Raw genomic sequence first — 23,930 nt, forward strand, 5'->3', positions numbered from 1 at the left:
GTCAGAGCGTCCCATTAACCCCGCGACGCTGAGTCGAAACCTGGCAGATCAGGAAGAGTCCGCCCGACTGCCACCGACACTTGCGCCACAGCAAGCACAGGTGACACCCGACCGCACGATTCGATGGTGATCGACAACCTGTCGCTGGTGTGACCAGGTCCGGCCGGGGGTACCGCTCAGGAATGCCGCTGACCCGCAGTCTCGACGATTCGACCGTGGTGATCACCGGCGCGTCCAGCGGGATCGGCACGGCGACCGCCTACGCACTGGCCCGCCGGGGTGCCGCCGTCGTGCTGGCCGCCCGCAGTGAGCCGGCCCTGCGACAGGTCGCGCAGCGCTGCCGGGAGCTGGGCGGTCAGGCGCTCGTCGTACCGACCGACGTGACCGAGTTGGAGTCGGTGCGGCGGCTGGCCGAACAGGCGGTGGCCGAGTTCGGTCGGATCGACGCCTGGGTGAACAACGCCGCGGTCAGCGCGGTGGGTCTGTTCGACGAGATCCCGGTCGCCGAGTTCCGCCGGGTGCTGGAGGTCAACCTGCTCGGGGCGGTGCACGGCATCAAGGCGGCCCTGCCCTACCTCGGCGCCGCCGGTGGCGGTGTGCTGGTCAACAACGCCTCGGTGCTGGCCGAGGTGGCCATGCCGTACCAGTCTGCGTACAACGCCACCAAGCACGGCATCCGGGGGTTGGCCGACACCGTCCGTCAGGAGCTGCGGGTCACCGGCCGGGGGCACATCTCCGTCTGCACCGTGCTGCCGGCCACCATCGACACCCCGTTCTTCCGGCACACCGGCAATCACAGCGGCCGGGAGCTGGTGCCGCCGCCTCCGATCTACCCGCCGGAGGTGGTCGCCGAGACCATCGTCCGGCTGCTGCGCCGGCCGCGCCGCGAGGCGTACGCCGGTGGCGCGGCCCGGTTGATCGGCCTGCAGTGGCGGCTGGCGCCCGCGCTGGTGGAGCGCACCCTCGGCTGGTACGCGCACCGAACCCAGTTCGGGCCGGGCGCCCGCGTGGACAGCAGCGGCAACGTGTTCCACGCCGACGCTCAGGCGCGCCAGGACGGCGGCTGGCACGGTCGACGCCGGCAATTGGTGCGGATGACCGCCGCGTTCGGTCTGGCCGCCGCCGGCACCGCCGTCGGCACCCTGGCGGCCATCAACCGCCGCTCCCGGTCGGACCGCTGATGGCGGACGTCGAGCGTCAGAATGCGCCGACCGTCACCGGCGCGCACAATGGGGCGATCATGGCGAGCTGTCTCGTGGAAGTCGACGAGTCGTCGGCGGTGGTCCGGTTGACCGGTGTGCTCGACGCCGCCGGAGCCGAGGCGGTACGCGGCGCCCTGCTCACCCGCCTCGCGGACCGCCCCGGCCCGGTGGTGGCGGACGTGACCGGTCTGCGGTTCGTCGAGCCGGCCGGTCGGGGCATCTTCGCCGACATTCGCCGGGAGGTCGCCGACTGGCCCGCCGCGGATCTGCTGCTGTGTGACCCGACGGCCGCCGGGCCCGCCCAACCGGACTCCGCAGCCGCCGGGCCCGCCCACTCGGACTCGGCGCTCGACGGCGTGCCGGCCTGGCCGACGCTCGACGGCGCGCTGGCCGCCATCGCGACGACACCACTGGCGGCGGTGCTCACCGCCGAACTCGCCCCGACGGTGGGAGCCGCCCGGCAGGCCCGCGATCTGGTCAACACCGGTTGCGAGCGCTGGGGCATGCCGACGCTCGCCGATCCGGCGTGCATCGCCATCACCGAGATGGTCAACAACGTGGTGGCCCATGCCCAGACCCCGATGACGGTTCGGCTGGCACCCCAGGAGACCACCCTGCACCTGGCGGTTCGTGACCACTCCCCGCGCCGGCCGACGTTCGCCGGGATCTCCCCGCCGTCCCGGGCCGGCGGCCGGGGCCTGCTGCTGATCGACACGGTGACCCGTCGCTGGGGCAGCAGCGCCGTAGGGGACGGCAAGGTCGTCTGGTGTGTGCTGCACCCGGACGACGAGGCCCTCTGACCAAGCTGATCGCGGCGTACCTCGCCGGCCGGTACGCGCTGCCGGCCCCGGGCTTTCGCCGTCGACGCCCGGTTCGGTGCCGTTTCGCCGAAGGGTCACCCGGTTACGGCGGGAGGGCAGCGGGTAGTGATCAGACATGCGCGACAACGAGTACCCGACCCCCGTGTCCGACACCGAGGCGCAAGGGCTGCCCGACACCGCCGATGACGACTCGACCGCCAACGACGACGTCTTCACCGGGCGCGAGGCGGACGGCCCCGACCCGGCCCAGCTGCCCGGCGACCGGACGCCGGTGGCGGTGGACCGGTTCGGAACGACAGCTGAGGAGCAGCTCGACGGTGAGTCGTTGGACTACAAGCTCGACCGTGAGGTCTACGAACGCCCGGCGGACGATCCGCTGGCCGGCACGATCGACCCGAAGATCGCCTTCGAGGCGGACAATCTGGAAGCCGCGGCGGAGGCCCAGCTGGACGCCGACGTGATGGATCCCGGGCCCACCTCGGACCCGAACTCGCCGGTCTCGCTGTACGACCACGGTCAGCTCGGCACGGTGGCCGACGCCACTGTGGGCCGGCTGGTGGAACCGGACGAGGGGTCGCACACCGACCAGGAGACCGACTCGGTGGCGTACGACGCCGGATCGGCCGGCGGCGGGGCGACCGCCGAGGAGTTGGCCATCCACGAGACGGAGCCACCGCGCTCGGTCTGACGTCCGCTCGATCTGACGTCCGTCCGCTCAGTCGTCCAGGCCGCGTTCGATGGCGTACCGGGTCAGCTCGACCCGGTTGTGCAGTTGCAGCTTGCCCAGGGTGTTCTGCACGTGGTTCTGCACGGTGCGGTGCGACAGGCCGAGCCGCTGGGCGATCTGCTTGTACGACATCCCCTTCGCCACCAGCCGCAGCACCTCCGTCTCCCGTTCGGTGAGCTGGGGCGTCGCGGGTTCGGCAGCGCCGGCGCTCCCCCGCCCCGGTCCGGCGGCCAACCGGCGGTACTCGCCGAGCACCAGTCCGGCCAGGCCGGGGGTGAACACCGCCTCGCCGGCCGCGGTGCGGTGGACCGCCTCCAGGAACTCGGCGGGCGCTGTCGACTTCACCAGGTAACCGGTGGCACCGGCCTTGACCGCGTCCAGCACGCTCTGCTGCTCGCCGCTGGCGCTGAGCATCAGCACCCGTACGGCGGGCAGCGCCGTGCGCAACCCCAGGATCACCTCGACGCCGGAGATGTCCGGCAGTTGCAGGTCGAGGACGACGACGTCGGGCCGGGCGGCGGCGGCCACCCGAACGGCCTGTCGCCCCTCCCCGCTGGTCGCCACCACCAGGAAGCCGGCCTCGGTCAGGTCGCGGGCCACCCCCTCCCGCCACATCGGATGGTCGTCCACCACCATGACCCGGATCTGGTTCACCGCGCCGACCTCGGCACGCTCAGCTCGATCTCGGTGCCCGCCTCGGGTGCGGACACGATCCGCACCGTCCCGCCCAGGTCGGTCACCCGGCCCCGGATCGACTGGGTCACCCCGAGCCGCCCCTGGGCGGCCGCCTCGGCCAGCCGGCCGTCCGGGATGCCCGGCCCCTCGTCACGGATCGACACGGTCACCGTCTCCCCCTCGTCCTCGATCAGCACCCAGGCCCGCCCACCGGCGTGCCGTCCCACGTTGTCCAGTGCCGCACCGGTCGCCGCCGCCAACTCGCCGGCCACCTGTCGGGGCAGCGGCACCGGCGTGGCCGGGGCGGAGAGCGCCACCGTCGCCGAGGCGTACCGGCCGAGCAGGGTCCGCAGGTCCACCGCCTCGCCCCCCTCCGGGAGGTTCGCGGCGGTCGGGCTGGCACCGGTGATCAGCGTGCGCAGTGCGGCCTCCTGCTCACCGGCCAGCCGGGCCAGCTCGCCGGCCTCCCCGGGCAGGTCGGCGCCGCGCCGCTGGACCAGCGCCAGCACCTGCAGAACCGAGTCGTGAATGCCCCGGGCCAGCCGTTCCCGCTCCCGCGTGGCGGCCTCCAGCTCCACGGCGCGTTGCAGCCGCTCCTCGGCGCTCGCCGCCAGCCGGGCCACGTGCCCGACCACCACTCCGGCGAGCAGCATCAGGATCACCCCGGTGAACGAGGACTGACCGATCCGCTCCCGGGTGGCCAGGTCCGCTCCGGCGACGATCAGCGCGGCGACAGTGCCCCGCCGCCGGCCGCCGGAGACGGCCCAGGCCAGCACCGGGCCGGCCATCCAGGCCACCCCGAGGGTGGGTACGCCGTGGGTGAGCGCCGTCCGACCGACCACCCACGGGGTGGCCAGCACGATGGCCACCACCACCGCGAGGTCGGCCAGCAGCAGCGGCCAGCGCCGCCAGGACGGTCGGGCGTACCCGACAGCGGTCGCCCCGGTCCAGGTGATCATCAGCAGGATCAGGGCGCCGACGGCGTACGGGTGGGCGTACCGGTCTGCGTCGCGCACCGCGAGCGCGCAGACGTACGCCAGGGAGGCCAGCCTGAACACGGTGAGGGCACGCCACAGCGGCACCTCGAATCCACCCGGCGGCGACGGCATGGCGGTCAGGATGCCACAACGGTTCGGCCGCCCGGCGATCAGCGAGTGCGGTTCGGGAAACCCTGACGTACGGTGGAAAAGCCGCGAAATACTCCGAGATGCGCCGCCGGGACGGGCCCATGACGAACGCAGATCCGCACGCACCGCGTACGGTTGTGCCCATCGAACCTGCCCTCCTGATCGCCGACGCCTTTGACCAGGCTCAGGTGACCGAGATTCGACACTCGGTCGCCTCCTGCGCGCATGCCTCGGGCCTGCGGGGCCAGCGGCTGGACGACTTCGTGCTCGCGATCAACGAGCTGATCACGAATGCGGTGCGCCACGGCGGCGGGCGCGGCTGGCTGCGCCTCTGGCAGGAGTCGGGTGTGCTGGTCTGCGAGATCGCCGACCACGGGCGCGGGATCAGCCCGCAGCGACTGGGCGACCGCAGTCGGCCGGCCCCGGACACCGCCGGCGGCTGGGGGCTCTGGCTGGCCCGCGAGTTGACCGACGCGATGGAGGTGTCCACCGGCACCGCCGGCACCACAGTCCGCATCACCACCGGCCTACCCACCCAAAATCCCACCCCGCACTAACCCCACCCCACCCCGCCCCACCCCACCCGCACGCGATCTTGCACTTGCTGTCGCGGCGAATCACCCGAAACCACTCATCCCGGCGACACAAACCGCAAGATCGCGGGGAAGAGCAGGGCGGGGAGACGGGGTGGGTCAGGCGAAGAGGGCGGAGACGGATTCTCCGTTGTGGATTCGGCGCGTCGCCTCGGCCAGGGCGGGGGCCACCGACAGGACCCGCAACTTGGGGACCCGCTTGGCGTCCGGGATGGGCACCGTGTTGGTGCAGACGATCTCCAGGACGCCGTCCTGGTCGCTGAGCCGTTGCAACGCGTCGCCGGAGAAGAGGCCGTGCGTGCAGGCGAGCCGGATCGACCGAACCTTCAGGCCGCGCAGATGCTCCATCAACTCGACCACCGTGCTGCCCTTGGCGATCTCGTCGTCCAGCACGATGACGTCCCGGTCGGTCACGTCACCGATCACCGCGCTGATCTTGACCAGGTCGTCGCTGAACCGCTGCTTCGCCCCGGCCGCCACCGGTGTGCCGAGCAGCCGGGCGAAGGCCGCGGCCTCCTTGGCGTTGCCCAGGTCGGGTGAGACCACCACGGTGTTGCTGAGGTCGTAGCGCCGGAAGTGGGTGGCCAGCTCCCGCAGCGCGTGCAGATGATCCACCGGGACGCTGAAGAAGCCGTGCACCTGCGGCGAGTGCAGGGTCATCGCGAGCACCCGGTCCGCCCCGGCCGAGGTGAGCAGGTCGGCGACGAGCCGGGCGCCGATCGAGATCCGCGGCGCGTCCTTCTTGTCCGAGCGGGCGTACGCGTAGTGCGGCAGCACCACGGTGATCCGACCGGCGGAGGCGCCCCGAGCCGCGTCGATCATCAGCAGCAGCTCGACCAGGTGCTCCTGCACCGGCGGCACCAGCGGCTGGATCAGAAAGACGTCCCGCTCCCGGCAGTTGGCCTGCAACTGGACTTCCAGGCAGTCGTTGGCGAACCGGGAGACCCGCACCGGGTGCAGCGGCACTCCCAGGTGAGCGCAGATCTCGGCAGCCAGGTCGGGATGGGCGGTTCCACTGAAAACTGCGATGTCGCGCACGTTCGCACATCGTAGGGGACGCGGACGGCAGCCGACGGCGGTGGGCCGGAACCCACAGCGACGCCTGTCGCGCCACTCCGCCGTCCGGGTACGGTGCTGCGGTGACCCCCCAGTACGTCGCCGCCATCGACCAGGGCACCACCTCCTCGCGGTGCATCGTCTTCGACCGGGCCGGGGACATCGTCGCCGTGGCCCAGCGCGAGCACCGGCAGGTCTTCCCCCGACCGGGTTGGGTGGAGCACGACGCCGAGGAGATCTGGGACAACGTCCAGCAGGTGGTCGCCGAGGCGCTGCGGGCCGCCGGCACCGACGCGTCCGGGTTGGCCGCCGTCGGCATCACCAACCAGCGGGAGACCACTGTCGTCTGGGACCGGGCCACCGGCCGCCCGGTGGCCAACGCCATCGTCTGGCAGGACACCCGGACCGGGCCGCTGCTGCGCGAGCTCGCTTCGGCGTACGGCGAGGAGCGGTTCCGGACCCGCACCGGCCTGCCGCTGGCCACCTACTTCGCCGGGCCGAAGCTGCGCTGGCTGCTCGACGAGGTCGACGGCCTGCGCGAGCGCGCCGAGCGCGGCGAGGTGCTCTTCGGCACCATGGACAGCTGGCTGATCTGGAAGCTGACCGGCGCGCACGTCACCGACGTGACGAACGCCAGCCGGACCATGCTGATGGACCTCACGACGCTCGACTGGGACCCGGAGCTGCTGGACGCCATGGGCGTGCCGGCGGCGATGCTCCCGGAGATCCGCTCCTCCGCCGAGGTGTACGGCTCGGCGACCGGCGTGCTCGGCGGGGTGCCGGTGGCCAGTGCGCTCGGCGACCAGCAGGCCGCCCTGTTCGGGCAGACCTGCTTCCAGCCGGGCGAGGCGAAGTGCACCTACGGCACCGGCAGTTTCCTGCTGCTCAACACCGGTGCCAGCCCGGTTCCGTCGACCCACGGCCTGCTCACCACCGTCGCCTACCGGATCAAGAACCAACCACCGGCGTACGCCCTGGAAGGTGCCATCGCGGTCACCGGCTCACTGGTGCAGTGGCTGCGGGACAACCTGGGGTTGATCTCCTCGGCGGCCGAGGTGGAGGAGCTGGCCCGCACCGTCGACGACAACGGCGGCTGTTACGTGGTGCCGGCGTTCTCCGGGCTGTTCGCCCCGCACTGGCGCAGCGACGCCCGCGGGGTGATCGCCGGCCTGACCGGCTACATCACCAAGGGGCACCTGGCGCGGGCGGTGCTGGAGGCGTCGGCGTGGCAGACCCGCGAGGTGGTCGACGCGATGAACGCCGACTCGGATGTGGCGCTGCGCCGTCTGCGGGTGGACGGCGGCATGACCGCCAACGGCCTGCTCATGCAGTTCCTGGCGGACGTGCTCGACGTGCCTGTCGTCCGTTCCCGGATCACCGAGACCACCTGCCTGGGTGCGGCGTACGCGGCCGGGTTGGCGGTCGGTTTCTGGCCGGATCTGGCCACCCTGCGGGCGCAGTGGCGTTCCGACGCGCAGTGGGAGCCGGCGATGGCCCCGGAGCTGCGCGATCAGGAGCTGCGCCAGTGGCGCAAGGCCGTGCGGCGCACTCTGGACTGGGTGGACTGACCTCAGCGGCCGGCGCGGACCCGCGCCACGAACGCGCGCCAGGCCGCCGGCGCGAAGGTGAGAACGGCACCGGCGCGGTCGGTGGAGTCGCGGACCAGCACCTGACCCGGCAGGTTGTCGGCCACCTCCACGCAGGTGTCGCCGCCGTTGCCGCTCCGGGTCGACACGCGCCACCGAGGGGTGGGGGCGGAGTTCACAGCTCGTTCACCAGCTTTCCGATCAGCTCGACGGACACGCTCGCCGGCAGGGCCTCGCCCAGCAGCGTGTCCCACATCGTCCTGATGGTAGCCACGGTGTCGGGCCGGTCGACGATCTGACCGAAGACCCCGTCGACGTAGGCCACCTCGTCGCCGTCAGTCAGGTTGGCCAGCACGAAGCCGCCGGCCAGCCCGGGGTGCGCGCCCACCCCGGCGGGGATCACGTAGAGCCGCACGTGGGGCAGGGTGGCCAACTCGACCAGCCGTTCCAACTGGGCGAGCTGAACGTCCCGATCGCCGACCACGCGGCGCAGCGCGGTCTCGTCGACGATCGCGGTGAACCGCTTCGGGGCCGGGCCGGTCAGCAGCTCCTGGCGGGCCAGCCGGCCGGCGACCAGCTGGGCGACCTGCTCCGGGGTGTGGGTGCCCTGGGCGCTGAGCACCGCGTGCGCGTACGCCTCGGTCTGGAGCAGGCCCGGCACCAGCGACGGTTGAACGGTGCGGAGGGCGACCGCCTCGGCCTCGATCGCCCGCCACGGCGCGAACCAGGCCGGCGACTCCTGCCGGGCCGCCACCGCCAGCAGCTCGGCCAGCAGCCCGCCGGTGTTCAGCGCCGCGTCCGCCGCCTCGGCGAACTGCGGGGTGGGCCGGCGCCGCCCGGTCTCGATAGCCGCGATGGTGGACGGGCTCCACCTGATCAGCTCCGCCAGGGCCTCCTGCGAGACACCCGCACCGGCCCGGGCCGCCTTGAGCGCCCTGATCCACATGTCGCCGTTCATCCGACCGCCCCAGACTCCACGAAGAGTGACGGGTCCATCCTCGACGGTGATGACGGTCAGGTCCAGCAGGTACGGGGAAAGCGCGGTATCCCGGTCAGTCCCAGCGGTTACCGGTGAGCTTCTCGTAGACGTCAACGTAGCGGGCCCGGGTCGCCTCGACCACCTCGGCCGGCACGTCCGGGGCGGGGGGCTGCTTGTCCCAGCCGCTGCCGGTGGCCCAGTCCCGCACGTACTGCTTGTCGTAGGAGAACTGCACCCGCCCCGGCTGGTACGACTCGGCCGGCCAGAACCGCGACGAGTCGGAGGTGAGCAGCTCGTCGGCGAGGACCAGCGTGCCGTCCGGCGCCCAGCCCAGCTCGATCTTGGTGTCGGCGATCAGGATGCCCCGGTCGGCGGCCAGTTCGGCACCGCGCCGGTAGATGTCGAGGGTGATCTGCCGCAGTCGCTCGGCGGTGGCCGCGCCCACCTTGTCCACCACGTCGTCGTACGTGATCGGCTCGTCGTGCTCGCCCGCCGGCGCCTTGCTCGACGGCGTGAAGATCGGCTCAGGCAGGATCGACGCCTCGCCGAGCCCTCGCGGCAGCGGTACGCCGGAGACCGCGCCGGTGCGCTCGTACTCCCGCAGGCCGCCACCGGTCAGGTAACCGCGGGCGACGCATTCGACCGGGACCATGTCCAGCCGCTGGCAGCGGATGGCCCGCCCGGCGAACTCGGCGGGCACGTCGGTGGCCGAGATGACGTGGTTCGGCACCAGGTCGGCGAGCTGCTCGAACCACCAGAGCGAGAGCGCGGTGAGCAGGCGACCCTTGTCCGGGATCGGCGTCGGCAGCGCCACGTCGTAGATCGAGATGCGATCCGAGGCCACCAGGATCAGGTCGTCGCCGTCGGCGTAGACGTCCCGGACCTTGCCCGAGTGCAGAAGTTCCACGCGCCCTAGTACACCACGCGACAGCGGAAGGCCCAGATTCGACCACCCGGCCGAGGGTGACCGGACGGACGTTGACACCTTCGTGCGCTGCCTGCGTGAATGGTCCGACCGCCACCCCCGTAGGTCCAGGAGAGCGCCGTGCCCGTTGTTCGACCCCCGCTCGACCGCCTCGGCGCCGACCCGGGCCGGCGCCGACTGCTCAGCGCGCTGCTCGGTGCGCCTTTGCTCGCGTCCGGCGGGCTGGCGGGTTGCAGCGACGGAGCCGCCACCTCGACCCAGGACGGGCCCGTCGAGCTGTCGGTCTTCTGGTGGGGTGACGCCAACCGGGCCGCGCTCACCGAGAAGGCGCTCCAGCTGTACTCGACCCGCAACCCCCGGGTCACCTTCCGGGTCACCTGGCAGGGCGCCGACGGCTACTACGACAGGTTGGCCACCCAGGCGGGCGGCGGGAACGTACCGGACCTGATCCAGATCGACGACGCCATGCTGACGGAGTACACCCGACGTCAGGTCATCCTCGACCTCACCGACCGGCACCTGGATCTTCGGGGCCTGCCGGAGGGCCTGATCCGCTACGGCACGGTGGAGGGGCGGACGATGGCGGTGGCCGCCGGGCAGACCCACGCCGTCGTGGTGTTCAACCGGGACCTGCTGCGGGAGCTGCAGGTGCCGGAGCCACGGGCCGGGATGTCCTGGGCCGACTACATCTCCTGGGCCACCGAGGTCACCGAGGTCAGCGACCGGCGGGTGGCCGGCACCATGGACGGGTCGGGCGACTACCGTGCGCTCTGGCTCTGGCTGCGGGCGCAGGGTGGCGAGTTCTACCGGGGCAACCAGCTCGGCTTCGGCGCGGACGAGCTGATCGCGTGGTTCGAGCTGTGGCAGCGGGCTCGCCGGGCACGGGCCACGCCGAGCGCGGCGCTGGTCGAGCAGGCCGACAGCGGCGAGCCGGCCCGACAGCTGGTGGTGAGCGGGGCGACCGCCGCGTCCTTCGCCTGGTCGCACCAGCTACCGGAGCTGCAACGACTCACCGAGTCGGAGTTGGGCATCGTCGGCTTCCCCGGCCCGCCGGGCGCCCAGTGGGCACGGGCGTCGATGTACTGGGCGGCGTTCCGGGGCACCCGCCACCCGGACACGGTCGCCGACGTCATCAACTTCTTGACCAACAACGGTGAGGTCGGTGCCGTCCTCGGTCACGAGCGTGGGCTCAACGCCAGTTCCGCCGTGCGCCGCTACGCCGAGGGCAGCATCACCGACGCGGCCCAGCGACGTGCCGCCGCGTTCGGCACCAGCATCGCCGACCTGCTCGGGCCGGCGCCCGCGCCGCCGCCGAAGGGGCACGCCAAGGTGCGCACCCTGCTGGTCACCGCCGCCGAGCGCATCCGGGTCAAGCGCGACGGCACCCGCGAGGCCACCGCCCGCTTCCTGTCCCAGGCCATCGCGGCCCTGGCGGTGTGAACACCGGCGGCCGGTCCCGGGACCGGCCGCCGGTGACCGTCGGGGCCGCCGACCCGGTCAGCGCGGCGGGCCACCCCGGCGGTTGCGCATCAGGCGCAGCACCAGGAACACGACGATCGCGACCACCACCAGGCAGCAGAGCAGGGGCAGCACCCCGAACCCGCTGCGGCCACGCCGCCGGGCGGCCTCCACCACGAGTTCGCCGGTGCCCGTGGACGCCCAGGCCGCCACGGGCACGAAGACCGCCAGTACGACCGCACCGAAGACCGCGCTCAGGCGGCCCCACCACTTACCGAATGAAGACATGTGCCCATCCTCGCCGAAGGGCGCAACCTCGGCACGTCGGTCCACGCGGATTTCCCGGGAGCGGAATGTCCGGAACACTCCGGCCGGCGCGCAACCTGTTCGCAACGCCCCGGCAAAGATGATGATCTTTACATGAATGTCTTGAGGTGATCGGATTCGCCTCATGGTCAACTCTGTAGACAGTGCGCGGATCTCTCGCACCCGAAGATCTGCGGCGGCAGCGGTCGGCGTCACCCTCGTCGCCGCTCTCCTCACCCCCACCGCGGCGCACGGCGCCCCGCCGCCCCCACCGGCACCGCCCACGAAACCCGCTCCGAGCGGTGCCGCGGACCGCACCCCCGTCACGGTCACGCTGATCACCGGCGACCGGGTGACGGTGACCCCGGGCCGGCCCGGTGCGACTCCCTCGGTGGACGTCAAGCGCGCGCCCGGCGCCACCGGCTCCGTACGCATCTCCACCGAGGGCCGGGACACCTACGTCTACCCGGACGAGGCGGTGCCCTACCTCGCCACCGGCCGGCTCGACAAGCAGCTGTTCGACGTCACCCAGCTCATCGCCCAGGGCTACGACGACGCGCGGAGCGCCGAACTCCCCCTGATCGTCACCCGTACGACGGGGTCGGCGAAGCTCAGGACCGCGACCACGCTGCCGGGCACGCAGACCACGGAGCAGCTTCCCTCCGTGCGGGGTGAGGCGATCCGCACCCGCCGGTCACAGGCCGCGGACTTCTGGTCGGCCCTCACCGACGGGCGGTCACCGACCGCCCGCAGCGCTGCCACCTCGGCGCCCTCCTTCACCGCCGGCATCGACAAGGTGTGGCTCGACGGCAAGGCGACGGCCAGCCTGGCCGACACCACCGCCCAGGTCGGCGCTCCGGCGGCGTGGGCCGCGGGTGGCACCGGCGACGGGGTCCGCGTCGCCGTCCTGGACAGCGGGGTGGACACCACCCACCCGGACCTGGCCGACCGGGTGGTGGCCTCCCGGAGCTTCATCCCCGGCCAGGACGTGATCGACCGGAACGGGCACGGCACCCACACCGCCTCCACGGTGGCCGGGACGGGCGCAGCCTCCGGCGGCCGGGAACGGGGGGTGGCACCCGACGCCGACCTGGTGATCGGCAAGGTCCTCGACGAGTACGGCAGCGGATCCATCTCGGGGATCATCGCGGGCATGGAGTGGGCGGCGCGGGCCGAGCACGCCAAGGTGATCAACATGAGCCTCGGCGTGAGCGCGTGGCACACCCAGGACGACCCGCTGAGCCAGGCCGTCAACCAGCTGACCGCCGAGACGGGTGCGCTCTTCGTCGTGGCCGCCGGCAACAGCGGACCAGATCCGTACACCCTCGGTGCCCCAGGCACCGCGGACGCCGCGCTGACCATCGGCGCGGTGGACACCTCCGACCACCTGGCCGGCTTCTCCAGCGTCGGGCCCCGGATGAACGACGAGGCACTCAAGCCCGACATGACCGCTCCCGGGGTGGACGTGCTGGCGGCCCGCTCGCAGCACATCTCCTGGGGTGAGGGCTACTACTACGTCGACAGCGGCACCTCGATGGCGGCGCCCCACGTCGCCGGGGCGGCCGCGCTGCTGGCCCAGAAGCACCCGACCTGGAGTGCGCGGCAGATCAAGGACGCGCTGATGAGCACCAGCGTCCGCACGCCCGACTACGACGCCTACCAGGCCGGCAGCGGTCGGTTGAACGTCGCCGCCGCCTACCACCAGGACCAGGTCATCGCGACCGGGTCGGTGGACGCCGGACTCGTCGGGTGGTCGCCGGGCAGCACCCCACAGCCGATCAGGCGGACCATCACCTACACCAACACCACGGACAGCCCGATCACTCTGACGCTCTCCGTCGACCAGGGCGCCTCCCCCGCGCGGACGTTCACGGCGACCGCCGAGCGCCTCACGGTGCCCGCCCGGGCGAGCGCGACCGCCGACGTCGTGGTGGCCCCGGCCGGTCTCCCCGCCGGCAGGTACTCCGCCCAGGTCACGGCCCGGTTCGCGGCCGGCGAGGTGCACACTGCCGTCGGGCTCGCCGTGGAGTCCGAGAAGCACGACCTCACCATCCACCTGAAGGACCGCGCCGGGCGACCCATGAGCGGTGAGGTCGAGGTCGTCAACGCCGACACCGGTTCGGCCTTCATGTGGGTGCCGGACGGAAAGCTCACCGCCCGCCTCGCGCCCGGCTCGTACACCGTCGTCGCGGCGGCGGACGTGGAAGGTCTGCACGGGCCCCGCTCCCTCGGGCTCGCGATGCTGACCGCTCCCGAGGTCGACCTGAGCACCGATCGGGTGGTGGAACTCGACGCCGCGCGGGCCCGCCAGGTGAAGGTGGCGACAGCCCAGCCGACCGCCGTCGTCAACAGCCGCATCGACGTCTACCGCTCCTTCACCGAGAGCGAACCGACACCCACCGACTGGAACGCCCTGCGCGAGACGTTCTGGCCGGGTGCCGGCTACGACAGCCTGTGGGCCCTGCCGACCGGGAACAAGGTGCGCAAGGGCAGCTTCGTCTTCACCACCCGGATCCGCGCCGAGCAGACGCCGCTGGCCATCAGCTACCCCGGCCAGCAGCTCAACGACCCGCTCGCGCAGCCCGGTTCCCCGCCGCTGCCCGACGGCACCACGCGCCTGGACGCCGTCTTCGCGGGTGCCGGCGGCACCGCCGACTACGCCGGCCTCGCCGCCCGCGGCAAGGCCGTGGTCGTGCGCGGCAACGAATCGGTGACCCCCACGGATCAGGCGGCGGCGGCGCACACCGCCGGCGCGGCCATGCTCGTCGTGGTCAACGACCGCGCGGGCCGCAAGAGCGACTGGTACGGCAACCCCGACGCCGTGACGACCGGACCGATCCCGGTGGCCTCGGTGACCATGGACGAGGGCGAGGCGTTGATCCAGAAGATCGGCGCTGCCGGCCGCAAGCCGCTCCGGCTGGTCGTCGTCGCCCACCCCAGGGCCACGTACCTGTACGACCTGGTGGACTACCACCGTGGCGCGGTGCCGAAGGACCCGTCGGCCAAGACCGACCCGGGCAACCTCGCCCGGATCGATCTCACCTTCTCCCCGCCCCCGGGCAAGCAGTCCAGCGAGACGCGGGTGGACTTCCCACCGTACGAGTACGCGGCGGCACGCCCGTTCCCGTTCGAACCGGTCGCGCCGGGGCCGCGTACCGACTGGGTCTCCGCGGGTGGCGGCGTCACGTGGATGCAGTACGCCGACGTCGCCGACTGGGCACGGTCCAACACGGAGGCCATCGCCTACCGGCCGGGCAGCGTGCAGAAGGACCGCTGGTTCGGGCCCATCACCCGACCACGGCTACTCAGCACCGAGATCCCGTTCCGGGGCGAGACCGCCATGAGCGCCTACATCCAGGGGTTCGGCGACGCGGGTGCCGCACACAGTGGCGGGGCCAGCATGTCGCAGATCGCCACGTTCTATCAGGGCGACAAACAGCTGACCCAGTTCAACGGCTGGCCGGAGGTCGGCGCGGGTGACCTGTCGCCGGAGAAGCTGCCGTACCGACTGGTCGTCGAGACCACGGGCAACCCCGAGTTCAGCCCGTACTCGACCGCCACGCACACCGAGTGGAGCTTCGTCTCCGGCGGCAGCACGCAGGTGCAGGCCATCCCGTTGGTCCAACTGGACTACGGAACGGACGTGGACCTCGCGGGTCGGACGAAGCGCCGAACGGACCTCACGGTCAGCCCCGTGGTGGTGGGCAGCACCGCGGCCCGGGACGCCGTGTCGTCGCTCCGACTGGAGATCTCGTACGACGACGGGGCGACCTGGCGGCGGCAGGACCTGCGGGAGAAAAAGGGCGCCTGGCAGGCGTCCTTGAACGCGCCGCAGCGGGCCGACTTCGTGTCGATCCGGGTCACCGCCACGCAGCGCAACGGCGGCGGCGTCACCCAGACCGTCACCCGGGCCTTCGGCCTGCGGTAGCACCCGCCGGGGCCGGTGCCTGCACGGTGCCGGCCCCTCCCGGGAACGCTCGGGTCACAGCGGCACCAAACAAGTCCGGCCCCCACAGTGTGGGGGCCGGACTCATATCACTTTCAGTGGTAGCGGGGACAGGATTTGAACCTGCGACCTCTGGGTTATGAGCCCAGCGAGCTACCGAGCTGCTCCACCCCGCGTCGACTGGTTAAGACTATCCCATCCGTCCCAGTCATGATCAGTGGGGGTCACCAACCGCCGCGGCCCGGCACCCCCGCAACGTCGAAGCCCGCCCCCGGTGACCCGGAGGCGGGCTTCGAACTGCTGTTTCTCTCGTAGCGGGGACAGGATTTGAACCTGCGACCTCTGGGTTATGAGCCCAGCGAGCTACCGAGCTGCTCCACCCCGCGTCGGCTCGCTAACCGTAGCGCACCACCCCCGGGCCCCGCAAAACGACATCCGAATCCGCCGGCTGGCGGCCGGCACACCCCGGTCAGCCGAGCCACCTCCGAATGGCGGTGACCGCGCGTCGACCGTCCGCGTCGACCTGCGCCCGCTGGCTGGAGGTGCCCTCCCAGCCCTGCTCCCAGAGGATGGTCACCACGTCGCCGACCCGGATCGCCCGGACCAACCGAACGTCCTGCACACCGGTCGGGTCGCCGTTGACGTCCTGACCCGCGCTACGCATCTCGAACAGCACCGACTCGTCGCCGAACCCGCTGTCCGGGAGCAGCCGCTGTCGACTCCGCACCGCCGTGTCGCCGCCCGGCAGCTTCTGCTCGGGGCAGTCCCGCACCGCCTGCCGCAACTCGTCCAGCACGTCGTCGGCGCGCCCGGCCCGGTAGATCGTGATCGAGTGCGTGTAGGTGCCGTCCGGGACGTACCCCTTGGGGGTCTGCGGCAGCTTGTAGATCAGCAGCCGGGTGCGGCGGTCCACGACCGCCTCGCTCCCGATGTCCGCGCCGCACAGGCCCGGCAGCACGGCCTCGTCGCGAAACTGCGGCGCGGTGCCGGTCTGGTTGGCCGACGGAACCGCGAAGAACGCCCGGTCCGGGATGCTCGTCGGCGTCCTGGGCGGCTGCGTGCCGGTACCACCCGGAGCCGTCGACGTGCCCGGGGAGCGGCCGGGGGTCGTCGGCGAGACGGGCGGCGATGACGGAGCGCCGGTCACGCTCGCCGACGGCGTCGGCGTCGGCGTCGGCGTGCCGGCCGGTACGGCTACGGACGTCGGCGGCCGGGTGACCACCTGGGCACCGATCACCGCGCCCACCACCACCAGCGCCACGGCCAGCGTTCCCCCGGCCGCACGGAACCGGGCCCGACGGTCCGTGTCGTGCCGCAGCACCTCGGGAACGCCCAGATCGGCGGCGTCAGCGTCGGCGGCGAGGGACCGGTACAGCTCGGACAGTTCACGCGACATCGGTGGCCTCCAATTCCACGACAGCCAGATCGGGCAACAACGCGGCGAGCCGGGCCCGGCCGCGGGACAGCCACGACTTCACCGTGCCGACGGGCACGTCGATCTCGTGGGCGATCTCCTCGACCGGCATGTCGAACAGGTAGTGCAGCGCCAACGCCCGCCGGTGGGTCGCCGGCACCTGACGCAGCGCCTGGACCAGCAGCACGCTGTCCTCGTTGGGCGGCGACACCGTCGGCGGTGGCCCGGCCAACCGCAACGCGCCCCGCAGACTGCGCAGCCGCCGCCAGCGATCGGTCGCCAGCCGGGACACCACCAGCCGCAGCCACGCCTCCGGCGCCGGATGCGACGACAGCCGCCCCCACTGCCGCCAGGCCCGGGCGTAGGCCTCCTGCACCAGGTCCTGCGCCTCGGTGTGATCGCCGATCACCGCATAGCCATACCGCATCATCCGCCGTGCGGTGCTGCGGTAGAAGTCATCGAAGCTCTGCGCATCTCTCACCACTGCTCCCCCTCATCCACCCCGTTGCAAATGAGGACGACGGGCCGGTGCCGCAGGTTGCGGCACGTCCGCGCCTGTCAGCGAGGTGACAGCCGGGCACGGCTCCGGACGCGGCGGAGCCCCCGCCGTCCGGACCGGTGCGGTCCGACGACGAGGGCTCCGAGACGTACGTGCGGGCGTGCCGGGTCAGCCGCCGGCACTCGGGCTGGCACCAGACCCACCAGCTGCCTGCTGTGCCTGCTGGAACGCGGTGAGCGCCTCGTCGAGGGCCTTCAGCGCCCGCCCGTACCGCTCGAAGTCGCCCGACGCCTGCGCGGCCCGGACCTCGGTGATCGCGGTCTGCACCCGGTCCGCGGCGGCGGCCAGGTCACCGGCCGGCGGTGGGGTGCCGGCGCTCGGGGTCGGCGTCGGCGCCGCCGTCCCCGAAGGAGTCGGCGTCGGGGTCGGTGTCGTCGGGTTGCCCCCGGTCGTCGGCGGCGGCGACGTGCCCTGCCCGGCCTTCTTACCCTGCTCGACCAACTGCTTGATGCCGTCGTTGATGTTGTCGGCGAGCGCCACGAACGAGCCGCCGTCACCGTACGAGAGCAGCACCTTCTGCAACAGCGGGTACGCGTCCTGCTGGTTGCTCTTCACGTAGACCGGCTCGACGTAGAGCATCCCGTCGGCGAAGGGCAGCGAGAGCAGGTTGCCGTACTGCACCTGCGCCTGATTGCTGGAGAGCAGGTTCAGCTGCTGACGGATGTTCGCGTTGTTCGTCATCTGCTGGTGCACCTGCACCGGGCCGGAGATCCGGGTCTGATCCGGCAACTCCAGCACCTCCAACCGGGGCTGCCCGTCGACGTACGACCCGGAGATCAGCGCGGCGAGGTTCTGCCGGCCGTTCGGGGTGACCGCGGAGGTGAGCTGGAACCGGGGGCTCTCCTGCCCCGGGAACTGGGTGAAGAGGTAGTACGGCGGCTGCTTCTGACCGCTGTCCGGGGCGTCCGGCACGTTGGGCACCTGCCAGAAGTCCTGTGCGGAGTAGAAGTCACCCGGGTTGGTCACGTGGAACTTGGTGAGCAGGTTGCGCTGCACCTTGAACATGTCCGCCGGGTAGCGCAGGTGCTCACTCAGCTCGACCGGGATCTCCGCCTTCGGCAGCACCAGGTCACCGCCGAAGGCCTTGTTCCACGCCTTCAGCACCGGGTCGGTGTCGTCGTACTCGTAGAGCTTCACCGTGCCGTCGTACGCGTCGACAGTGGCCTTCACCGAGTTACGCATGTAGTTGACGTCCTCCCGGGCCAGCTGGAAGGTGCCCCGGTTGGTCAACTCGTCGGTGGTCTCGGTCTGGAGGTTGACCTTCTCCGCGTACGGGTAGGAGGCCGCCGTGGTGTAGCCGTCGACGATCCACTGCACCCGACCGTCGACCACCGCCGGGTACGGGTCGCCGTCCAGGGTGAGGAACGGCGCGACCTTCTCCACCCGGTCGCGCGGGTTACGCACGTACAGCAGCTTGGAGTCCTTGTTGACCGCCTCCGAGAGCAGGAAGTTCGACTCCTGCTCCTTGATGGCGTACAGCAGTCGCCGGGTGAAGGAGCCGATCTCCACGCCGCCCTCACCGGTGTAGGTGTAGGACTCGCCGCCGCCCTCACCGACCGGCCGGTCGAACTCGGCCTTCTTGTTCGGGTCGGACTGCCCGACGATGGCGTAGTCGTCGGCCTCCATCCGCTCGCCGTAGTAGATGCGCGGCTGCTTGGCCGGGATCTGCTCGGTCTGCGAGGAACACGCCTCCTGGGTCTTCTCGCCCAGGAAGCCGGAGACGAAGAACGGCTGACCACCGCAGACCACCTGGTTGGCCGGTGCGGCCACCAGCCCGTACCCGTGGGTGTAGACGGTGTGCCGGTTGATCCAGGTGTTCTGCTGGTCGGTCAGCTCGCCATAGTTGATCTCCCGGACGCCGACCACGTAATCGGAGACATTCCCGTTCACCCCGTACCGGTCGATGTCCAGCTTCGGACCGAAGTCGTAGAAGCCACGCACCTGCTGGAGCTGGGTGTACGTCTCGCTGACCAGCTGCGGGTCGAGCAGCCGCACGTTCGACACCACCGAGGTGTCGGTGGCCAGGTTCCCCGGTGGGGTGAGGTTGTTCGCCGCGTACGGGGTCGTCTCGGTGGCCGCCAACCCGAACGCCGCCCGCGTCGCGTCGATGCTGCGCTGGATGTACGGCGCTTCCTTGTCCTTGGCGCTCGGCTTGACCTCGAAGGTCTGCACCGCCCAGGGGTAGATGCCGCCGATGGCCACCGCGGACACGCCGAGCAGCGCCAACGAGATGCCCGGCCAGACCAGGTTCCGCATCCAGGCGTTGGAGAACACGATGATCGCGATCGCCACCACGATCGAGATGTAGGCGAGGATCTCCTTCGCCGGCAGCAGCGCGTTGACGTCGGCGTAGCCGGCGCCGTACAACTTGGCGCCCTCGTTGTACTCCAGCAGCATCGCCCGCCGGTCCAGCACGTACGCGACGGCCTTCAACAGCACGAACACCGCGACCAGGGAACTCAGGTGGGCGCGGGCCGCGTTGCTCATCCGGTCACCGACGCCCTGCAGGCGGACACCGCCGAAGAGGTAGTGCACCGCCAGCGCGCCGATCACGGCCAGCACCACAGCGGTGAAGGCGACCCCGAGCAGGTACCGCCAGAACGGCAGTTGGAACACGTAGAAGCCGATGTCGACCCCGAACTCCGGGTCCTTGACGCCGAAGTCACCGCCGTTGCGGAAGAGCAGCCACTGGTTCCACCGGTTCTGCGCCGAGAGGCCGGCGAAGAGCCCGACCACCGCGGCGGTCAGCGAGATCCAGGTGCCCAGCCGCGGCGTGAGCACCATCCGGTAGCGCTCCAGGGTCGCCTGCTCCACCGAGTGCGGGCGCAGTCGCGGGCGCAGCCGGTAGGCCAGCCACAGGTTGCCGCCGACGATCACCGCCATGCCGAGGCCGATGGCGAGGAACAGCACCAGCCGGGTGAGCAGGACGCCGGTGAAGACCTGGGTGTAGTTGACCTCGTCGAACCAGAGCCAGTCGGTCCACGCCTGCACACCCCAGCCGAGCAGGGTGAAGAGCACGAACACCCCGACCAGGACGGCGATCGTGACGCGCCCGCGCCGGCTCATCCTCGGAAGGGGGCTGCTGCTACGCATGACCACTGTTGGCTCCGCACGCTCGATATGATCGGCTCCGACCAGGCACCCAGAGTACGGGGTGTTCCTGAGCGTGTCGGGGCACGGTCACACCCGTCAGCAACGCGTCGGCTGACCACCCGCTCGCAACGTCTCCAGAGCGGTCATCGCCTCGTCCAACGAGCCCACCCGCAACAGCGGCAGATCGGGCTGCGGATTGCGGACCGCCTCGGCACAGTTGTCCGCCGGCACCAGGAAGACCTTGGCCCCGGCGCGCTTGGCGCCGACCAGCTTCTGGGCGATACCGCCGATCGGGCCGACGGCACCCTCGTCGTCGATGGTGCCGGTGCCCGCGATGACCTGACCGCCGGTCAGGTCGGCCGGGGTCAGCTTGTCCACGATCCCCAGGGCGAACATCAGACCGGCGCTCGGCCCACCGATGTCGCCCAGGTCGATGCCGAGCGTGAACGGATGCGGCTGCTGCTGATCGATCTCCACACCGATCCGCGGTCGGCCGTCCTGCTCCTGACTGGTCACCGTCGCGGTGGCCGGCACCCCGTCACGGGTGTAGCCGATGGTCAACGCCGTGCCCGCCGGCTTCGCCCGGACCAGCTCGGTGACCTTCGCGGCCACCGGCACCGGCTGGCCGTCGACCGAGGTGATCAGGTCGCCCGCCTTCAACGCCCCGGCCGCCGGGCCGTCCCCGGCCACCGTCTTGATCACCACCTGCACCGGAAAGCCCAACTTCCGCAGCGCGGCGGTCTCCGCGCTGGTCTGTGACGCCTTGAAGTCCTCGGCGTTGCGCTGCTCGACCTGCTCCGTCGACTCCCCCGGCGGGTAGACCAGCTCGCGCGGCACCACCGCCTCGTCGTCGGAGAACCAGCCAGCGATCGCCCCCCGCAACCGCACAGTGGGCTGCACCCCCACCGTGGTCAGCCGCAACTGGCCGGCCGAGGTCGAGGTCTCCCGACCCGAGACCTGGATGACCTCCTTACCGTCGGCCGTCCCGAGGGTGTTGACGGTCGGACCCGGGCCCAGCACCACGTACGGAATCGGCACCCGGAGCACCCCGATGCTCAGCAGGGCGGTGAACAGGGCACCGAGCAGGACCGTCAGGCCACGACGTCTCATGCCGCAGAGCGTACCGACCGGGCACGGGTCACCCGGCGGATGCGCCGCGCGACTTCGCCCTCAGCGCAACGCCAGCGACGGCGACCTGGGGCGCGGTCCGCGTACCGTAGATGTCGTGCCTGATATTCCGTTCGGTTTCGCGCTCCCGGGTGGGCAGCCACCAGACCCCAACGATCCCGCGCAGATGCAGCAGTTCATGTCGCAGTTGCAGCACCTGCTCTCCGCGCCGGGCAGCGGGCCGGTCAACTGGGACCTGGCCCGGCAGGTTGCGGCCAGCCAGCTCGCGGCCGCCGGTGACCCGGCGGTGTCGATGTACGAACGCAACGCGGTCGAGGAGGCGCTGCGCCTGGCCGACCTGTGGTTGGAGCCCGCCTCGGCGTGGCCCTCCGGCATCCAGAACCCCGTTGCGTGGAACCGCAACGAGTGGATCTTCAAGACGCTGGACGTGTGGCGCAAGCTGTGCGACCCCGTCGCCAGCCGGATGGTCGGCGCGATGGGCGACCTGGTGCCACCGGAGGCGCGCGCCCAGCTCGGCCCGATGCAGTCGATGGTGGCCTCCCTCGGTGGCGCGCTCTTCGGCGGCCAGTTGGGCCAGGCCCTCGGTTCGCTCGCCGCGGAGGTGCTCTCCGCCGGCGACATCGGGCTCCCGCTCGGCCCGGCCGGCACGGCCGCGCTGATCCCGGCCAACATCCGGGCGTACGGCGAGGGCCTGGAGCTGCCCGAGGACGAGGTCCGCCTCTACGTGGCGCTGCGCGAGGCCGCCCACCAGCGGCTGTTCCAGCACGTCCCGTGGCTGCGTGGGCACGTGCTCAGCGCGGTCGAGATGTACGCCTCGGGCATCCGGGTCAACCGGGAGGCGATCGAGGAGGCGATGGGTCGGGTCGACCCGACCGACCCCGAGTCGATGCAGGCGATCGCCCTGGAGGGCATCTTCACCCCGGAGGACACCCCGGCGCAGAAGGCCTCACTGGCCCGCCTGGAAACCGCGCTCGCCCTGGTCGAGGGGTGGGTGTGCCACGTCGTCGACAGCGCCGCCAGCGACCGGCTGCCCAACGTCGTCCGGTTGGGCGAGGCGTTCCGCCGTCGTCGGGCCGCCGGCGGTCCCGCCGAGCAGACCTTCGCCGCGCTGGTCGGCCTGGAGCTGCGCCCCCGCCGGCTGCGCGAGGCCGCGGCGCTCTGGGCGGCGCTCACCCAGCACCGTGGCATCGAGGGCCGCGACGCGGTCTGGGGCCACCCGGACCTGCTCCCGTCGGACGACGACTTCGCCGACCCGGTCGCCTTCGCGATGAACGACATGGACCTCAGCGAGCTGGACAACTTCGACTTCACCGCCCCCGGCGGGGTTGAGGAGAAGGCCCCCGGTCAGCCGGGTCAGCCCGGCCCCTCGGGTCAGTCCGGCCCGTCGGGTCAGTCCGGCCCGTCGGGTCAGTCCGGCCCGTCGGGTCAGTCCGGCCCGTCGGGTCAGTCCGGCCCGTCGGACGAGACCGACGGCGAGGGTGACGCCAAGTCCTGACGTCCGCGCATTGGCGGCCTATGCCCGGGGTTCCCGCCTGATCGACAGCGGGTGCCCCGGGCGCGTGTTCGGCACGTCAACGGAGCAGGTCGGATCGCGGAGCAGGCCGGATCGCGGAGCAGGCCGGATCGCGGAGCAGGCCGGATCGCGGAGCAGGCCGGGCTGACGGTTCAGGCGGGTCGGGCCGACCCGGAGAGCAGGGCACGGGTCGCTTCCCAACCCTCGAAGGCCGGGTCCAGCGTGGCCAGGTCGGCCGGGCCCCGCAGTCGTCGCCACCCGGCGGTGACCGCCACGTCACCCGGGCGCGGGGCATCGGCGCGCGCCTCGGCCGGCGTCGCCGTGTCCAGCTCCAGCGTCGGCAGCCATTCCGGCGCGGGCAGTCGTGACGCGACCCCGAGCAGACCAGGGCCGCCGCCCTCGACCGGAGCCACCGCGACCGGTCGGGTGGTGAGTGGGCGCAGCAGCTTGCCGACGGTCAGGGCGGGCAGGTCAGGCACGTCGCTGACCAGCACCGCCGCTTGGTCGTACCCCTCCAGCGCGGCGAACACGGCGTTCGGCGTCGGCTCGGCAACCTCGTACACGGCCGTGCCGGGCCACACCAGCGCGTCGGCCAGAGCCCGGTCGGCCGGGGTCACCGCTACCGCGACCTCCACCTCGTTGAGCGTGGCCAGCAGGTCGATGACGTCCTCCGCGAGAGCCGCCCGCCATTCCGCCAGGTCAACGCCCGGCGGCGACCAGTGCACCGGCCCGAGTAACGCCACCACCACCCGTCGCGCCATCCCCCGACCCTAGCGCCCCACCCCGTACCGCCACCCCACCCGGCCCGGCCCACCCGACCCG

19 protein-coding genes, 2 tRNA genes and 1 pseudogene are annotated in these 23,930 nt (G+C 71.8%); 8 read left to right on the forward strand and 14 right to left on the reverse strand.

Features of this window, described 5'->3' with window-relative positions:
- The first annotated feature begins 182 nt into the window (after nucleotides 1–182).
- The 3 genes from KBX26_RS28070 to KBX26_RS28080 all read left to right on the forward strand — a co-directional run bounded on the left by KBX26_RS28070 (nucleotide 183) and on the right by KBX26_RS28080 (nucleotide 2,711).
- Nucleotides 183–1,181: an SDR family oxidoreductase gene (locus tag KBX26_RS28070; protein WP_036412353.1), complete on the forward strand. Its 999-nt coding sequence runs from the start codon at nucleotides 183–185 to the stop codon at nucleotides 1,179–1,181.
- The gene (locus KBX26_RS28075) at nucleotides 1,181–2,002 is read left to right on the forward strand and encodes an ATP-binding protein (protein ID WP_210863754.1); all 822 of its coding nucleotides are present in this window, start codon (nucleotides 1,181–1,183) and stop codon (nucleotides 2,000–2,002) included. Before KBX26_RS28070 ends, KBX26_RS28075 begins: the two co-directional genes overlap by 1 nt.
- Nucleotides 2,003–2,138: 136 nt before the next feature.
- Nucleotides 2,139–2,711: a DUF5709 domain-containing protein gene (locus KBX26_RS28080; protein ID WP_030336635.1), complete on the forward strand. Its 573-nt coding sequence runs from the start codon at nucleotides 2,139–2,141 to the stop codon at nucleotides 2,709–2,711.
- A 27-nt stretch (nucleotides 2,712–2,738) separates the two neighbouring features.
- Here KBX26_RS28080 and KBX26_RS28085 read toward each other — a convergent pair whose 3' ends face one another.
- Nucleotides 2,739–3,386, reverse strand: coding sequence for a response regulator transcription factor (locus KBX26_RS28085; RefSeq protein WP_030336633.1), 648 nt, complete (start codon nucleotides 3,384–3,386; stop codon nucleotides 2,739–2,741).
- A 14-nt stretch (nucleotides 3,387–3,400) separates the two neighbouring features.
- Nucleotides 3,401–4,534 (reverse strand): MacS family sensor histidine kinase, encoded by a 1,134-nt coding sequence (gene macS / locus KBX26_RS28090; RefSeq protein WP_030336632.1) that lies wholly within the window; start codon nucleotides 4,532–4,534, stop codon nucleotides 3,401–3,403.
- 119 nt (nucleotides 4,535–4,653) lie between these two features.
- Here macS and KBX26_RS28095 point away from each other — a divergent pair, with 119 nt between their 5' ends.
- Entirely contained in the window at nucleotides 4,654–5,109 is a 456-nt protein-coding gene (locus KBX26_RS28095; RefSeq protein WP_210859980.1) for an ATP-binding protein, read from the forward strand.
- A 135-nt stretch (nucleotides 5,110–5,244) separates the two neighbouring features.
- Here the strand turns inward: KBX26_RS28095 and KBX26_RS28100 are convergent, their stop codons facing one another.
- Nucleotides 5,245–6,183: a ribose-phosphate pyrophosphokinase gene (locus KBX26_RS28100; RefSeq protein WP_030336628.1), complete on the reverse strand. Its 939-nt coding sequence runs from the start codon at nucleotides 6,181–6,183 to the stop codon at nucleotides 5,245–5,247.
- A gap of 101 nt (nucleotides 6,184–6,284) precedes the next feature.
- Here KBX26_RS28100 and glpK point away from each other — a divergent pair, with 101 nt between their 5' ends.
- Nucleotides 6,285–7,769 carry a glycerol kinase GlpK gene (glpK, locus tag KBX26_RS28105; protein ID WP_210866763.1) on the forward strand — a complete coding sequence of 495 codons (1,485 nt, stop codon included), beginning with the start codon at nucleotides 6,285–6,287 and terminating at the stop codon, nucleotides 7,767–7,769.
- Nucleotides 7,770–7,771: 2 nt separating this feature from the next.
- Here glpK and KBX26_RS28110 read toward each other — a convergent pair whose 3' ends face one another.
- The 3 genes from KBX26_RS28110 to KBX26_RS28120 form a co-directional block, all read right to left on the reverse strand.
- On the reverse strand, nucleotides 7,772–7,936 hold the full coding sequence (locus tag KBX26_RS28110; RefSeq protein ID WP_307857923.1) for a DUF397 domain-containing protein: 165 nt from the start codon (nucleotides 7,934–7,936) through the stop codon (nucleotides 7,772–7,774).
- Between the two features lie 26 nt (nucleotides 7,937–7,962).
- Entirely contained in the window at nucleotides 7,963–8,745 is a 783-nt protein-coding gene (locus KBX26_RS28115; RefSeq protein ID WP_210866764.1) for a helix-turn-helix transcriptional regulator, read from the reverse strand.
- A 94-nt stretch (nucleotides 8,746–8,839) separates the two neighbouring features.
- On the reverse strand, nucleotides 8,840–9,673 hold the full coding sequence (locus KBX26_RS28120) for a phosphoribosylaminoimidazolesuccinocarboxamide synthase (protein ID WP_030336621.1): 834 nt from the start codon (nucleotides 9,671–9,673) through the stop codon (nucleotides 8,840–8,842).
- A gap of 138 nt (nucleotides 9,674–9,811) precedes the next feature.
- Here KBX26_RS28120 and KBX26_RS28125 point away from each other — a divergent pair, with 138 nt between their 5' ends.
- Nucleotides 9,812–11,131 carry an ABC transporter substrate-binding protein gene (locus KBX26_RS28125; protein WP_030336619.1) on the forward strand — a complete coding sequence of 440 codons (1,320 nt, stop codon included), beginning with the start codon at nucleotides 9,812–9,814 and terminating at the stop codon, nucleotides 11,129–11,131.
- 57 nt (nucleotides 11,132–11,188) lie between these two features.
- On the opposite strand, the gene KBX26_RS28130 is transcribed toward KBX26_RS28125, so the two are convergent.
- On the reverse strand, nucleotides 11,189–11,437 hold the full coding sequence (locus tag KBX26_RS28130) for a hypothetical protein (RefSeq protein WP_030336617.1): 249 nt from the start codon (nucleotides 11,435–11,437) through the stop codon (nucleotides 11,189–11,191).
- Nucleotides 11,438–11,600: 163 nt separating this feature from the next.
- On the opposite strand from KBX26_RS28130, the gene KBX26_RS28135 reads away from it, so the two are divergent.
- Nucleotides 11,601–15,383 carry a S8 family serine peptidase gene (locus KBX26_RS28135; protein WP_210866765.1) on the forward strand — a complete coding sequence of 1,261 codons (3,783 nt, stop codon included), beginning with the start codon at nucleotides 11,601–11,603 and terminating at the stop codon, nucleotides 15,381–15,383.
- A 117-nt stretch (nucleotides 15,384–15,500) separates the two neighbouring features.
- Here the strand turns inward: KBX26_RS28135 and KBX26_RS28140 are convergent.
- The 6 genes from KBX26_RS28140 to KBX26_RS28165 all read right to left on the reverse strand — a co-directional run bounded on the left by KBX26_RS28140 (nucleotide 15,501) and on the right by KBX26_RS28165 (nucleotide 21,577).
- A tRNA-Met gene (locus KBX26_RS28140) sits at nucleotides 15,501–15,577 on the reverse strand.
- Nucleotides 15,578–15,713: 136 nt separating this feature from the next.
- Nucleotides 15,714–15,787, reverse strand: a tRNA-Met gene (locus KBX26_RS28145).
- An 83-nt stretch (nucleotides 15,788–15,870) separates the two neighbouring features.
- The gene (locus tag KBX26_RS28150) at nucleotides 15,871–16,797 is read right to left on the reverse strand and encodes a hypothetical protein (RefSeq protein WP_210866766.1); all 927 of its coding nucleotides are present in this window, start codon (nucleotides 16,795–16,797) and stop codon (nucleotides 15,871–15,873) included.
- Nucleotides 16,787–17,296, reverse strand: coding sequence for a SigE family RNA polymerase sigma factor (locus KBX26_RS28155; protein ID WP_030336612.1), 510 nt, complete (start codon nucleotides 17,294–17,296; stop codon nucleotides 16,787–16,789). Before KBX26_RS28155 ends, KBX26_RS28150 begins: the two co-directional genes overlap by 11 nt.
- 186 nt (nucleotides 17,297–17,482) lie before the next feature.
- Nucleotides 17,483–20,467: a UPF0182 family protein gene (locus tag KBX26_RS28160; RefSeq protein ID WP_081884046.1), complete on the reverse strand. Its 2,985-nt coding sequence runs from the start codon at nucleotides 20,465–20,467 to the stop codon at nucleotides 17,483–17,485.
- 96 nt (nucleotides 20,468–20,563) lie between these two features.
- Nucleotides 20,564–21,577, reverse strand: a complete 1,014-nt coding sequence (locus KBX26_RS28165) for a PDZ domain-containing protein (protein WP_030336608.1) — start codon at nucleotides 21,575–21,577, stop codon at nucleotides 20,564–20,566.
- A 184-nt stretch (nucleotides 21,578–21,761) separates the two neighbouring features.
- On the opposite strand from KBX26_RS28165, the pseudogene KBX26_RS28170 reads away from it, so the two are divergent.
- A pseudogene (locus KBX26_RS28170) lies at nucleotides 21,762–22,961 on the forward strand (zinc-dependent metalloprotease); the annotation flags it as partial.
- Between the two features lie 299 nt (nucleotides 22,962–23,260).
- Here KBX26_RS28170 and KBX26_RS28175 read toward each other — a convergent pair.
- Nucleotides 23,261–23,869 (reverse strand): hypothetical protein, encoded by a 609-nt coding sequence (locus KBX26_RS28175; protein ID WP_030336603.1) that lies wholly within the window; start codon nucleotides 23,867–23,869, stop codon nucleotides 23,261–23,263.
- Nucleotides 23,870–23,930 lie beyond the last annotated feature (61 nt).

Origin of the sequence: Micromonospora sp. C97, assembly GCF_018070385.1 — a bacterium.
Lineage (GTDB): Bacteria > Actinomycetota > Actinomycetes > Mycobacteriales > Micromonosporaceae > Micromonospora > Micromonospora parva.

Coding starts and splice junctions, on each gene's coding strand:
- macS (WP_030336632.1), bottom strand. CDS start 4,534: ATGCCGTCGCCGCCGGGTGGATTCGAGGTGCCGCTGTGGCGTGCCCTC.
- KBX26_RS28070 (WP_036412353.1), top strand. CDS start 183: ATGCCGCTGACCCGCAGTCTCGACGATTCGACCGTGGTGATCACCGGC.
- KBX26_RS28135 (WP_210866765.1), top strand. CDS start 11,601: ATGGTCAACTCTGTAGACAGTGCGCGGATCTCTCGCACCCGAAGATCT.
- KBX26_RS28115 (WP_210866764.1), bottom strand. CDS start 8,745: ATGAACGGCGACATGTGGATCAGGGCGCTCAAGGCGGCCCGGGCCGGT.
- KBX26_RS28160 (WP_081884046.1), bottom strand. CDS start 20,467: ATGCGTAGCAGCAGCCCCCTTCCGAGGATGAGCCGGCGCGGGCGCGTC.
- KBX26_RS28085 (WP_030336633.1), bottom strand. CDS start 3,386: ATGGTGGTGGACGACCATCCGATGTGGCGGGAGGGGGTGGCCCGCGAC.
- KBX26_RS28080 (WP_030336635.1), top strand. CDS start 2,139: ATGCGCGACAACGAGTACCCGACCCCCGTGTCCGACACCGAGGCGCAA.
- KBX26_RS28075 (WP_210863754.1), top strand. CDS start 1,181: ATGGCGGACGTCGAGCGTCAGAATGCGCCGACCGTCACCGGCGCGCAC.
- KBX26_RS28165 (WP_030336608.1), bottom strand. CDS start 21,577: ATGAGACGTCGTGGCCTGACGGTCCTGCTCGGTGCCCTGTTCACCGCC.
- KBX26_RS28175 (WP_030336603.1), bottom strand. CDS start 23,869: ATGGCGCGACGGGTGGTGGTGGCGTTACTCGGGCCGGTGCACTGGTCG.
- KBX26_RS28095 (WP_210859980.1), top strand. CDS start 4,654: ATGACGAACGCAGATCCGCACGCACCGCGTACGGTTGTGCCCATCGAA.
- KBX26_RS28150 (WP_210866766.1), bottom strand. CDS start 16,797: ATGTCGCGTGAACTGTCCGAGCTGTACCGGTCCCTCGCCGCCGACGCT.
- KBX26_RS28130 (WP_030336617.1), bottom strand. CDS start 11,437: ATGTCTTCATTCGGTAAGTGGTGGGGCCGCCTGAGCGCGGTCTTCGGT.